This is a genomic window from Aeromonas enterica (genome assembly GCF_054052465.1).
This window is the reverse complement of the sequence record NZ_JBSTYL010000028.1, coordinates 44,167-56,576: the sequence shown is the minus strand read 5'-3', so window position 1 is coordinate 56,576 and position 12,410 is coordinate 44,167. Positions and strand designations below refer to the sequence as shown.

Below are 12,410 nucleotides of genomic sequence, written 5' to 3'. Positions count from 1 at the left end.
ACATGTTCCCCCGCCCGCGATTATTCCGCCATTGTTTTACCACCCCCCCCCCCCCCGCCCCGGGGGGGGGGGGCGTTTGCCGTTAAGGCTCTGCGGCAACCAAGGAAGAGCTCTTCTCTATACCTCTATACCGCCCTTGATCAGGAACACCTCTACGCCAGTCAGAAAACAGTCACAAAAAAACCAGAGCCAATCATAGCAGGCGTCAGCGCTCAATCTCGCCAGTGAACCCCGTGGCTCATGTGACAATATGAAGTTGGTAGCACGTCGATAACCAGAAATTAATATTGAGATAAAGTTTGCTTTAACGAAGAGAGCATGTTTTAATCTCTCTCGATGGTTCGGTAGTTCAGACCTGATTATGTTAGGCAGTCATTTTAGTAAAGCAGTGATTAGTATAAGAGTTATCTACGATAGTTCTTATTAAATAATTCTCCTTCTTTAGTGCTCCCCATACGTATTGCTGACGAAAAATCATAGATTGCCAAATCTTGGCACTTAAAACACTATTTTAGGAAATTATTATGTCTAACAAAATGACTGGTACCGTTAAGTTCTTCAACGCTGAGAAAGGTTTTGGTTTCATCTCCCCGGCTGACGGCAGCAAAGATGTGTTCGTACACTTCTCCGCTATCCAGTCCACCAGCTTCAAAACTCTGGACGAAGGTCAGCGCGTTGAGTTCACCATCGAGCAAGGCCAGAAAGGCCCGGCTGCTGCCAACGTAGTTGGTCTGTAATTCAAGCAAGGAAGCCTTCACGCTCGCTAACGCCTGCAGAGAAGACCTTCTGCAAGAATTAAAAAAACCCGCCCAGGCGGGTTTTTTGTTGCCTGTGATTCAGCATTTCCCCTCCTCCCAGACTCTTTTTCCCCTCTGCTTAGCCATTCCCTTTTCTTCCGTTACCCCTTCTGCATCTCCTGATTGCCTCTAGCATGGCACCACAACCTTAATGAGATTAATTATCGTTTACACATCATCTCATGATCATTACAATGCCAGCCGACAAACGGGAGGATTATCCAATTGAACCTGCCCGGTCCGGGTTTCACGCGGGATGCGGTGAAACCACCCCCATAGATTCACCCAAAGGATGAATGCATCTTCTTACTAAAAGAGTTCAGGCCAACATGATAAAAATGCACCGCAACAAGCTGACCACGCTCATTCTCGCCGCCCTCGCCTCTCACGCCTATGCCGCCGAACAGGAGGTCATGGTCGTGACCGCCTCCGGCTTCCAGCAGAAGATCGAGGATACCGCCGCCTCTATCTCGGTGGTGACCCGCGAACAATTGGAAAAACGTGCCTATCGCGACGTGACCGATGCCCTGAAAGACGTACCGGGCGTGGTGATCACCGGAGGTGGCAGCAGCAGCGACATCAGCATTCGTGGCATGGGCTCCAAATACACGCTGATGCTGGTGGATGGCAAGCGGGTCGACAGCCGTGGCACTCGCCCCAACAGCGATGGCCCTGGCATAGAGCAGGGCTGGTTGCCACCGTTGCAAGCCATCGAACGGATCGAGGTGGTGCGTGGCCCCATGTCCTCCCGTTACGGCTCGGATGCCATGGGGGGCGTCATCAACGTCATCACCCGCAAGACTGCCAACATGACGGCATGGCAGGGGTCGCTGCATGCCGACTCCACCTTCCAGGAGAACAAGGACTCCGGCGACATCTTCCAGACCGATGCTTACACGGCCGGCGCGCTGGTGGATGGGCTGTTGGGTGTGCGCCTGAACGGTCAACTCTCCCACCGTGGCGAGGATCAGTTCCAGAACGGTTTCGCCGAGCAGGAGATGCGCAGCGGTACCGCCGTCTTCAGCCTGACCCCGGACGAGCACAACCGCTTCGATTTCGAGGCCAGCCGCGGCCTGCAGGATCGCAACCGCACACCGGGCGAATCCCTCTCGGCCAAGTCAAAACCCAGCCTGAGTACTTACGAGCGCACCAACTACGCCATCACCCACGACGGCCGCTACGACTTCGGATCCTCCACCAGCTATCTGCAGCGGGAAGAAAACACCAACCCCGGCCGCCAGATGAAGATCATCAACACCATAGCCGATACCCATACCCAGTTTGAGCTCGGGGATCACTACCTGAGCGTGGGCGGCCAGTACCGCTACGAGGATCTGCAGGATCAGGGCAACCAGCTCAACGTGGCCAACCGCGCCAATCAGCTGACCCGCTGGAGCTGGGCGCTGTTCGTGGAAGATGAGTGGGCACTGACCGACACCTTCGCCCTGACCGGCGGCGTGCGCATGGACAGGGATCAGAACTACGGCACCCACTGGAGCCCGCGTCTGTACGGGGTCTGGCATCCGGCCGAATTCTGGACCTTGAAGGGCGGTGTTTCCACCGGCTACCGTTCACCGGATCTGCGTATGTCGGCCGCCAACTGGGGCCAGGCCACGGGGGGTGGCACCCAGGACGGCATGCTGGTCGGCAGCCCGGAACTCAAGCCGGAAACCAGCGTGAGCCAGGAAATCGCCCTGCTGTGGGATGGTCAGGAAGGACTGAGCACAGGGCTGACCCTGTTCAACACAGACTTCGAGGACAAGATCTCCGAGATCCGCCGTTGCAGCAGCAAGAGCGATCCCTCCTGCACCCTGAACGGTCACACCTATGACTTCATCAGCGACCGCATCAACGTCGACAAGGCGAACATGCGCGGGGTGGAAGGGACGGCCAACTGGACCATCAATGAAGATTGGTCGCTGGCCTCCAGTTATACCTTCACCCAGTCCGAGCAGAAGAGCGGCCCGATGGAAGGCAAGGCACTGAACCAGATGCCGCGCCACATGTTCAACACCACGGTCGACTGGCAGACCACAGAAGAGGTCGGCCTCTGGTCGCGGGTCAACTTCCGCAGCAAAACCTCTGATTACCTGAGCCGGGTCAAGATGGCAGAGGGCACGCCTTCATACACCTTCTTCGACACGGGTCTGGTCTACAAGGCCAACAAAAATCTGAATGTGACCGCCGGCATCTACAACCTGTTCGACAAGACGGTGGATTACACCAGCTTTGGCACAGTGCTGGACGGTCGTCGCTACAACCTGGGGATGACCTACAACTTCTGATGATAAGCCGCCGCCCACCCAGGGCGGCGGCCTACTCTTCTGTCGCGTTCTCCTTTTCCTCGGCATAACAGGCCGCCTGCCAGGTATTGCGCCCCAGCGATTTGGCGCCATACATCAGCCTGTCTGCCTGCAACAACACCTGTCGACCATCGGCTTTGACGCCATCCGGCACCCAGACCGCCCCGGTACTGATGGACAGTCCCAGCTCGCCGGCACTGGTCTGCAACTTGCGCAGACTCACTTCCCGACCTATCTGGCTGGCCCAGCCCTGCAGCGCAGCCATATCCGCCATCGGCAGGCTGATACAAAACTCCTCCCCCCCGATACGGGCAAACAGCGCCTCATCCGGCAATACCAGCCGTACCCGTTCGACCAGCGCCGAGAGCACCTCGTCACCGACGCCGTGACCGAAGTGATCGTTGATCCCCTTGAAGCGATCTATGTCGAACAACAGCAGGCCCGAGGCCTGTCCGCTGGCTAGCCGCAACTCAAACTCGGGCAGAAAGGCGCGCCGGTTCAGGATCCCCGTCATGGAGTCCGTGCCGGCGAGGCGCTCAAGCCGTGCATTGGCCTGGATCAGCTCGGCGGTACGGCTCGCCACCGCCCGTCGCAGTTGAACTATGTAGACCAGCAGCACCATGCCTCCCAGCGCCAGCAACCAGGGCCAGAGGTGGAGCGGATAGACGGTCTCGATATGCATCCATTTGCGGATGATCCGCTCCCGATCCGTCTCACTGATGCGAGCAAAACCCTGTTCCAGCGCCTGCAACAGGGCCTGATTGCCCTTGGCGACGGCAAAACGGATCTCGTCGCTGTAGAGGTGGCGCACCGGGATGAAACGGGTAGGATCCACCGAGGTGTAGATATAGAAGTTCGCCACCTGCAGGTCGGCGATGAAGGCATCAAGCTCGCCGCTGAAGGCAGCACGCAGCATGGCGTCGTTGTCATCGAAGGTGCGCAGGCGAGTGGTGGGGAAGTGCTTGCGGGCGTAGTACTCCTCATAGCCCCCCGTCACCACCCCCACACTCTCGTGCTGCAGGTAGTAGTTCACGTCCGACCCGCGCAGGGAGTTGGCGAAGAACAGTTGGGCATCGAGATTAGAGAGCGCCGGGCCATAGTCATAGAGCGGATTGCGCTCCGGCGACCAGAGCAGGCCGCCATGCACATCGGCTTTGCCGGTACGCACCAGGTCAAGCGAGGTCTGCCAATCCACCAGTTTGAACTGGACCGGGCGGCCAGTAACACGACTGTATTCGCGCCAGAGATCGATCAGCAGGCCATCCGGCTGCCCCTCCTCATTGAGGTAGGAGAAGGGTTGCCAGGCCTTGGAGTTGGTCACGATCAAGGGTTTGGGGGCTGGCGTCGCCCAGGCAGGCAGCCACAGCAAACAGAGCAGGAGGCAGCATCCACTGCGCACCCGCCATCCAGAACCAGAAGAGACCGCCATTCCTGCACCAACCTTGCTATTGGCCGTCTATGCGGCCATCAATTATCACCATCTTCAGCATAGAAGAACAAGCATGACCGAGTATGAAATTGGCGTGATTTCAGTCAGATAACAGCAAGATAAACATGGGGAGGGCACCTGGTCGGCGCCCTCCCCACATAGATGTCATGAGGTTCACAGCGGCAGGCTGATCCTTGCCTCCAACCCACCCTGCGCGCGGTTGTGCAGAGTCAACTCGCCACCGTGCTGATGCACCAGGGTACGGGCAATGGAGAGCCCCAACCCCACGCTGCCGGATTCGGTGTTGCGGGCCTCATCGAGCCGCACAAAGGGCTTGAACACATCCTCCAGCCGAGCCGGATCTATGCCAGGCCCCTCGTCACAGACCCGGATCAGCAACTCACTGTCGGTGCGCTCAAGCGACACCTCGGCGCTGCCGGCGTACTTGATGGCGTTGCCGATGAGGTTTTGCAGTACCCGGCGCAGGGTATTGGCGCGGCAGGCATAGACCTGCTTGCCCTCGGCCAGGCAGGTGACCGGCTGGCCGGTGTCGGCATAGTCATCGCACAGGCTCTCCAGCAGGCTGACCAGATCCAGCTCCCGGGTCGCCTCCTGCTGCCCCTCCTCCCTGGCAAAGCTGAGGGTCGCCGCCAGCATCTGCTCCATCTGTTGCAGGGTCTGCTGGATCCGCTCCTTGTCCTCTCCCTCGTCCAGAAACTCGGTGCGCAACCGCAGGCTGGTGATGGGGGTGCGCAGGTCGTGGGAGATGGCCGCCAGCATCCGGGTTCTGTCCTGCACGAAACGATCGAGCCGGGTGTGCATGCGGTTGAAGGCCTGGATGGATTCGCGCACCTCGGTCGGCCCCGCTTCCCGCAGCGGCTCTATGTCCTCGCCACGGCCGAGCCGATCCGCGTTGGCGGCCAGTTGCTTGAGCGGCAGGGTGGCGCGGCGGAACAGCCAGATCATCAGGCCGATCACCAGACTCGCCACCAGCATCAGGTTGAGGGTGGTCTGCCAGGACCAGCTGGCCGACTCTTTGTCCACCAGCGAGCTGAACTGCAGCCAGCCACCGCGCGGCAGCTGGATGGAGCCGTACAGCCGCATGTCCTGCGGTGGCGGCATCCCCTTGCGATCCTTCATCATCCGGCTGTGGTGCTGCCAGGCACGGCTGCGCTGGGCATCCTGCTTGAGTTCGGCGCTGATCTCCACCATCAGGGTCGAGGGGTAGCCCAGCCGGGAGCGCACCAGCTGCTCGAAGCGGGGGCTGCGGTTGTCCGGTTGCAGCGGCTCGTCCGCGATGCGCAGCAGCAGGGTCTCGCTGCGGCTCGCCTTGATGATCTCGTCATAGAGGGAGGGGGGCGAGAGGGCCAGCAGCCGCACCACGGAGACGATGCGCTGCATGGCGTTGCGGCTGTTGATGTAGCCGAGCGCCTCCTCCCGATCCGTACGGTAGATCTGGATGCTGAGCAGCTGGATCAACACCAGCCCGGCCAGCGCCACCAGGATGATCTGGCCGGTCAGCCCCTTGGGCCACAGTTTCGACCAGCCACGCTTGAGGATCCCCACGGCCTTATACCTGGGTCACATCGGCGGCGAACAGGTAACCGCCGCCCCAGATGGTCTTGATCAGCTCCGGGTTCTTGGGATCCCGCTCCAGCTTGCGCCGCAGCCGGCTCACCAAGGTGTCGATGGCCCGGTCGAACGCCACCGCCTCGCGGCCACGGGCCAGATCCAGCAGTTGATCCCGGCTCAGCACCCGCTGCGGCCGCTCCAGAAAGACCCGCAGCAGGTCGAATTCGGCGGTGGAGAGGCTCAGGCCCACCCCTTCCTCATCCACCAGCTCGCGCCGGTTGATGTCGAGCAGCCAGCGATCGAAGCGCAGATCCCGGGTCAAGGTCTCGGCCGCCGGCTGCGGCTCGACCTGGGTGCGGCGCATCACCGCCTTGATGCGGGCCAGCAGCTCGCGCGGATTGAACGGCTTGGCGAGGTAGTCGTCGGCCCCCATCTCCAGCCCTATGATGCGGTCGGTCTCCTCCCCCATGGCGGTGAGCATGATGATGGGCAGGCTGGACTTGGCCCGCAGCTCGCGGCAAAGGGTCAGGCCGTCTTCTCCCGGCATCATCAGATCCAGCACCAGCAGATCGAACTCCCGCTCCTCCAGCAGCCGCTTCATCTCCTTGCCATCCCGGGCACAACTGACCCGCAGGCCGTGTTGTTCCAGAAAACGCTTCAGCAGATCGCGGATCTCGCTGTGATCGTCGACCACCAGAATGTGGGTGCTGCTTTGGTTCATGAGGCCTCTCCTGTTAGAGCTGGCACGAGTATACGAAAATCTGCCGGACGGTTTGTGTCAAAGTGTGCCAGATCAGCAAGATGCCACACTCTGCTACAAAAAAGCGCCCGTTCGGCAAAGTTCAGACACAAGGCAGTTGTTTACTGTGGGTACCCCATAGCCCCACGAGGAGACAGGCCATGCTGGCCCTCACCACGCCCTTCATACTGGCCTATGCTGCCAGCGAAGCCCTTGCCAGAACCGCAACCGGCAAATCGCGCCAGCCGGATAACACCACCAGTCGGGTACAGGCACCACCATCGGATGCCAACAGCACCACATCGGCCGAGATCCCCCCGCCCGGCGGGAAACACTTCCCTTCCCCATGATGCGACACAGCGCTGCCTCTGAGCTGTGCCTGACACCATGGCATACCACGCCGGCATCCTTCGGCGAGCCATACCAAGGAGACAATGATGATGAAAAATACCCTGGCCCTGTTCATGCTGGCCGGACTGGCCCACGTCGGCATGGCACAAGCCGCCATTCCGGCTGACGTCAGCGCCGCCCCCGGCCTGCTGTTCGTCAATTGGCACGATGACGCCAGCAGCAGCAGCGCCAACCCGACCCTGATGATCCGCAACGATTCCGGCGATGTGCTCAAGCAAGTACCCGCCGAGCTGAAAGGGATGCAGCAAGTCCGTCTGCCGATGCGAGTTCAGGGCAACCTGACCCTCAGTCTGGACAACGAGAGCAGCAGCTATCGTATGCCTTATGGCATCGGCAGCGGCCGCCAGCGCTGACCAACTTATTAATTAACCTGGTAGTTTTACTACCACCATGATGCAGCCTGACTCGCAACATACAAATACTCCACCAGAGACACTCTCCGGTGGGGTATTTTTATTTTCTGCAACCACATGACATATATGTCGACTAATGGCCACTGATTATTTTACCAACCAGATTAATGCTGGCTTTTTATGGTAACGGGCCTATTCTCGATAACTGGCGCACATTATTACCGACCCGATTTTCGTTAACGCTGAATACAAGGTCCCCGTGTCACACTCTGCTACAAAATAGGCTCCAGCTGGCAAAGTTCAGACACCAGTCTGGTGTTTACTTAAGGTCAAGGCGAGCAAGCCGAACCCGAACTCAATCCGCAAGGAGATAGACCATGAAAACCCTGACCAAAACCCTGCTGACCGCTACCCTGATCCTTGGCCTGCCGCTCGGCGCCTATGCCGCCAGCGAAGCCGTCACCACCGCCCAGCCCGGCATGATGACCGACTGCCCGATGGACGGCAGCGGCATGATGGGCGGCAAGCACCATGGCGGCCGCCACGACAAGATGGCCCGCATGCAGAACATGACGCCGGAGCAGATCCAGAGCAACCTGCAACAGCGTTATGACAAAATCCAGGACCCGGCCAAGCAAGCCGAGTTTGTAAAGAACCTGACGCTGCGTGCCGATGGCATGACCAAACACGCCGAAGCGATGAAGCAGTTCGCCGAAGCGCACCAGTAAGCGTATCGCCAGCATGAAAAAGGGGCCCGAGGGCCCCTTTTTCATGCACGTCGTTCAGACTCAGGCCTTGGCTTTGTCGGCCAGGTTCAGGGTCTTGACGGTTTCGCCTTCAAACTTGATGACGACACTCTTCTGAGCGGCTTCGGCATCCTTGAACAGGGTCTTGGAGGTCTCTGCCAGCATGGGCGATACCTTGTTCAGGGCGCTCAGGTCATAGGTCCACACTTCCAGACCGGCTTCGGTCTTGGTGCTGGCCGGGGCGCCCAGCTTGTCCTTGATGGCCTGCTTGTTGGAACCGCCTTCCTTGATATCCAGTGCCTTCTTGATCGCTTCGTTGGAGGCGCTGTCCATGGCGGTACCGGCCATCTCTTTGGCACTGCTGGTGACGCTGCTGGTCACTGTATCAGTCAGGGAATCCATCAGGCCGGCGTGGGCGAACAGGGGCAGTGCAGTCAGGGCAATCAGGATGCGCTTTTTCATCGATTCATGTCTCGTGGGGATTAAAGAGCGCGCATCAGACCAGTGCCCTCAGGCGGAGTCAAGGCAATCGATCGGTCAATACGCATTCGGGGGGGAAAAGAGAAAAATCCGACGACAGGCAGACCGGGGGCAACCCGATGGCCCCACGGATCCGGCTATTCGCAGATCTGGTTTTTGCCCGCCAGCTTGGCCTGATAGAGCGCCCGATCCACCCGAACCATCAGCTGGTCCATGGGCTCGTCCGGCAGGTATTCGGCCAGCCCGAAACTCAGGGTAATGTCGAGGTGTTCGCAGACCCGTGACCGCACGATCAGCTCTCGCAGCTTGTCGGCAACCAGCCTGCCATCGACCAGACCCGTATTGGGCAGCACCACCATGAACTCGTCGCCGCCCCAGCGCGCTATGAGGTCAATCTCGCGAATGTGCGTCCGCACCAGCGCCACTATGTTGACCAGTGTCTGATCCCCGGCGCTGTGGCCGTGGTTGTCATTGATCTGCTTGAAGTCATCCACGTCCATGGCGATGACGGAGAAGGACTGATGAAAGCGCCTGGCGCGCTCGCACTCCAGCTTGATGACCCGCTCCAGCCGATAGCGGCTGGCTGCCCCGGTCAGGGTATCCGTCTCCGCCAGTTGGCGGTTCTCCTCCGCCTTCTGCTGCAACACCCCGTTGAGCCGCACCAGCTCGGCGGTACGCTCGGCAATCTGTTGTTCCAGCGACTGGTTGCGCGACTCAAGCTGTTCATACAGCAGCTTCTGGGCATGGATATTGCGATGGGCGCCTATCATGCGGGCCACAGAACCATCCGGGTTGCGGGCAATGACGCGGCCACAATCCTCAATCCAGATGAAGAGGCCCTCCCGGCTGCGGCAACGATACTCGACCCGATAGTCGGCTGCCGCGCCACTCAGATAGGCATCGAAGCAGGCCATCACCCGATCCATGTCATCCGGGTGGATCACGCTCTCCCAGGTGAAGACGTTGTTGCCAAGGGAGTGGGGCTCGTAACCCAGCATCTGATACCAGCCGGGGTTGCGATAGACAAAACCCGTGTTGGCGTTCCAGTCCCAGATCCCGTCGCTGACCACCTCCAGAATGCCGTGTACCACGGCTTCGCTGACGTCCGAGATCCTGATCGTGTCACTGTCTTGCAGCATAGAGACCATCCTTGCCCTCTAGCCCCGCCGACGCGGGGGATTCAAACCTGATTATTGGAAAACGACAACGAAGAGACGACAACCATGAAGCGCAACCCAATATCTGCTTGTCGGCACACGCCCCACCTCTGGTTAACAGAATTATCGGCCGCTATCAGGTTCGTATGAACAACAACAGTAGCAACCAGTGTGGCTCAGGATCTCACCCTTGTCCGGTTTTAAATCCGGGATGATGCAGGCTGCGATAATGGCTGGGAGCCAGGCCATGCTGGCGTTTGAAGGCGGTGGAGAAGTGGTACTCGTTCTTGAAGCCGCACAGCTGGGCCAGCTGCTTCACCGGCTCGCCGCGACTGGCCAGCAGCAGAGCCGCCCGCTGCAACCGCAGCCGTTGCAGCAAGGCCATGGGAGCCAGCGCGAAGTGCTGCTGGCAGAGGCGATAGAGCTGGCGCTGCGAGAGATGCAGCACATCGGCCATCCGCCCTATGTCCCAGCACTCGGCCAGCGATTCTTTCAGCATCAGCTCGAGACGCAGCGCCAGCCGCTCGCCGCGACTCTGCCCCTCCCCCTTTTGCAGCAGGCGGCGCAGATAAAAGCCGAGCTGTTCTACCAGCAGCGCACTGAGCAGCGGGTCCTGGTGGCGCTCCTGCTCCGCATAGAGGTTCTCCAGGGTGTGCAGCAAGCTGGCCTGCTGGGAGGTACAACCCAATCTGGAGTGGCTGGCGAAGGCATCCCAAGGGGAGTCCTTGTGCAGCAGCAGCCACACCAGATCCCAGCCGCCGCCCGGCGCTGACGACGATCTATCCGGCAACTGCGGCTCAGGCAATTGATAGCAGAGCGGTTCCCCCGCCGGGATCAGGGCCCACTCCCCAATCTTGAGTCGCTCGAGGCGATCGCCTATCAGCACTGCCCCCTCGCCCCCCAGAGTAAGCAGAAAACAGTGCACGTCCGTCAGGCGGCGCTCGATCCGGTAGTGGCTGCGCAGACATGAGTAACCCGCCAGCCACACCTGCTCTTGTGCAAGGGCGGGCAACAGGCTGTCACAGCAGATCTGCTCGCGGCAGTCAGGGGAGACGTCAATGACTTCAGGATTGGCAGTTTCAGACATCATCAGGACGGGCTCAGCCATGTCGAACATTCAAGGACCAGCATAGCATTTAGGGCATCAAGTCATAGGAGACCAGCCATGCACATACATCACGTCGCCATCTGGGCGCAGGATCTGGAAGCGCTCAAGGCATTCTACTGCACCCTGTTTGGCGGGCAGGCGAATGAGCGATACCACAACCCGACCAAACAGTTTTCATCCTACTTCGTGCGCTTCGAGGGGGGTGTCAGTCTGGAGCTGATGCACAGCCCTATCCTGTTTCCGGCAGATCTCAGTCTGCCGCACCCGTTGCAGGGGCTGGCCCATATCGCCTTCTCCCTCGGCAACGCGGAGGCGGTAGACAAGATGACGGCGCGCCTCAAGCTGCTCAAGGGCACCGAGGTCAAACACCTGGACGGCCCCCGCTGGACCGGCGACGGCTATTACGAGAGCACCTTCCTGGATCCCGAAGGCAACCGACTGGAGCTGACCATCTAGCCCCTTGATTGGCCCCTCACCCAAAAGGAGAGGGGCTAAAGCAGCATCGAAGATATTCTGACCAGCCACGCGAGTTAAATTAACGAAGCGTAAGCGGAGCTGGTAAAGGCGACCTTTATCCCCTTCTCCCGTTTATTAAAAAAGGAGGAGAAGGGCTGGGGATAAGGGGGCAGGTAAGTAGCGTATTTCTCGATAAACATTGGGCTGAGCCTGCGAAGCCCAATAGCAGAGTTTACTTTTCCAGTTCAAGTCGATAAAAATCCGTCTCTGCGTGTTTTGGATTGTGGCGAAAGAATACCCAGCCAAAGCGCAGGTAATGGTTCAGCGCCCGCAAGTTGGTACGACTCACTGAGAGCACGACCCATTTACAACCCGCCCCCAGCAACTGCTGGCGGATATAGGCCTGCAACTCGGCGGCCAGACCGCTGCCACGATATTCGGGGAGCAGATAAATCAGCTGCACATAGCCGGTCTCGGCTTCATCGGAAAAGCTGCGAAACTCCAGCTGGCCCACCAGCTGTTCACCCGCCCAGACATGAATGTAGTGCCATTGCGCTTGCCCCAGCCTTTCGCGGATCCGCTCCCGATAGCCGTCGATAAAGTCGGCAAATCCATCATGGGTATGAAAGCTGCAAAAATAGGCATCCCTGCGTGCCTGCACACAGAGCTCGTAATCCCGCTCCAGATCGATGGTGTTAAATTCAAGTCTCAAGCAATGACATCCTGTCGTGTGTAGGTAGGGTGTAATAAGCGAAGCGCATTACATCTTTTGGCAGAGAAATATGGACGGTGCAATTCACTTCGTTCATTGCACCCTACCCGATTGTACGAAGCGGGAGAAATGGGCTGTGTGGCAGTC

At 59.3% G+C, this 12,410-nt stretch carries 13 protein-coding genes; 6 read left to right on the top strand and 7 right to left on the bottom strand.

The window, feature by feature from the left end; genetic code table 11:
• Nucleotides 1-524 precede the first annotated feature (524 nt).
• A complete protein-coding gene (gene cspE, locus ACW5XD_RS20895; protein WP_005316548.1) occupies nucleotides 525-737 on the top strand; it encodes a transcription antiterminator/RNA stability regulator CspE in 213 nt (70 codons plus the stop codon).
• 398 nt (nucleotides 738-1,135) lie between these two features.
• Complete coding sequence (locus ACW5XD_RS20890; protein WP_456496538.1) at nucleotides 1,136-3,082, top strand: ligand-gated channel protein; 1,947 nt, start codon at nucleotides 1,136-1,138, stop codon at nucleotides 3,080-3,082.
• A 31-nt stretch (nucleotides 3,083-3,113) separates the two neighbouring features.
• On the opposite strand, the gene ACW5XD_RS20885 is transcribed toward ACW5XD_RS20890, so the two are convergent.
• From ACW5XD_RS20885 to ACW5XD_RS20875, 3 genes are all read right to left on the bottom strand, one after another.
• Nucleotides 3,114-4,529 (bottom strand): transporter substrate-binding domain-containing diguanylate cyclase, encoded by a 1,416-nt coding sequence (locus ACW5XD_RS20885; RefSeq protein ID WP_456496536.1) that lies wholly within the window; start codon nucleotides 4,527-4,529, stop codon nucleotides 3,114-3,116.
• A gap of 174 nt (nucleotides 4,530-4,703) precedes the next feature.
• Nucleotides 4,704-6,095 carry an ATP-binding protein gene (locus ACW5XD_RS20880; RefSeq protein ID WP_456496535.1) on the bottom strand — a complete coding sequence of 464 codons (1,392 nt, stop codon included), beginning with the start codon at nucleotides 6,093-6,095 and terminating at the stop codon, nucleotides 4,704-4,706.
• A 4-nt stretch (nucleotides 6,096-6,099) separates the two neighbouring features.
• Entirely contained in the window at nucleotides 6,100-6,822 is a 723-nt protein-coding gene (locus tag ACW5XD_RS20875; RefSeq protein ID WP_011707648.1) for a response regulator, read from the bottom strand.
• A gap of 179 nt (nucleotides 6,823-7,001) precedes the next feature.
• Here ACW5XD_RS20875 and ACW5XD_RS20870 point away from each other — a divergent pair, with 179 nt between their 5' ends.
• The 3 genes from ACW5XD_RS20870 (at nucleotide 7,002) to ACW5XD_RS20860 (ending at nucleotide 8,332) form a co-directional block, all read left to right on the top strand.
• Nucleotides 7,002-7,190, top strand: coding sequence for a hypothetical protein (locus tag ACW5XD_RS20870; protein WP_456496534.1), 189 nt, complete (start codon nucleotides 7,002-7,004; stop codon nucleotides 7,188-7,190).
• An 84-nt stretch (nucleotides 7,191-7,274) separates the two neighbouring features.
• Nucleotides 7,275-7,604, top strand: coding sequence for a hypothetical protein (locus ACW5XD_RS20865; protein ID WP_456496533.1), 330 nt, complete (start codon nucleotides 7,275-7,277; stop codon nucleotides 7,602-7,604).
• Between the two features lie 377 nt (nucleotides 7,605-7,981).
• Entirely contained in the window at nucleotides 7,982-8,332 is a 351-nt protein-coding gene (locus ACW5XD_RS20860; protein WP_456496532.1) for a hypothetical protein, read from the top strand.
• Between the two features lie 60 nt (nucleotides 8,333-8,392).
• Here the strand turns inward: ACW5XD_RS20860 and ACW5XD_RS20855 are convergent, their stop codons facing one another.
• The 3 genes from ACW5XD_RS20855 to ACW5XD_RS20845 form a co-directional block, all read right to left on the bottom strand.
• On the bottom strand, nucleotides 8,393-8,812 hold the full coding sequence (locus tag ACW5XD_RS20855) for a hypothetical protein (protein ID WP_043141437.1): 420 nt from the start codon (nucleotides 8,810-8,812) through the stop codon (nucleotides 8,393-8,395).
• A 155-nt stretch (nucleotides 8,813-8,967) separates the two neighbouring features.
• Nucleotides 8,968-9,969 (bottom strand): sensor domain-containing diguanylate cyclase, encoded by a 1,002-nt coding sequence (locus tag ACW5XD_RS20850; protein WP_456496531.1) that lies wholly within the window; start codon nucleotides 9,967-9,969, stop codon nucleotides 8,968-8,970.
• Between the two features lie 202 nt (nucleotides 9,970-10,171).
• Nucleotides 10,172-11,095 carry a helix-turn-helix transcriptional regulator gene (locus tag ACW5XD_RS20845; RefSeq protein ID WP_456496530.1) on the bottom strand — a complete coding sequence of 308 codons (924 nt, stop codon included), beginning with the start codon at nucleotides 11,093-11,095 and terminating at the stop codon, nucleotides 10,172-10,174.
• Between the two features lie 57 nt (nucleotides 11,096-11,152).
• Between ACW5XD_RS20845 and ACW5XD_RS20840 the strand changes: the two genes are divergently transcribed.
• On the top strand, nucleotides 11,153-11,551 hold the full coding sequence (locus ACW5XD_RS20840; protein WP_456496529.1) for a VOC family protein: 399 nt from the start codon (nucleotides 11,153-11,155) through the stop codon (nucleotides 11,549-11,551).
• 232 nt (nucleotides 11,552-11,783) lie between these two features.
• On the opposite strand, the gene ACW5XD_RS20835 is transcribed toward ACW5XD_RS20840, so the two are convergent.
• On the bottom strand, nucleotides 11,784-12,263 hold the full coding sequence (locus tag ACW5XD_RS20835) for a GNAT family N-acetyltransferase (protein ID WP_456496528.1): 480 nt from the start codon (nucleotides 12,261-12,263) through the stop codon (nucleotides 11,784-11,786).
• Between the last annotated feature and the right edge of the window lie 147 nt (nucleotides 12,264-12,410).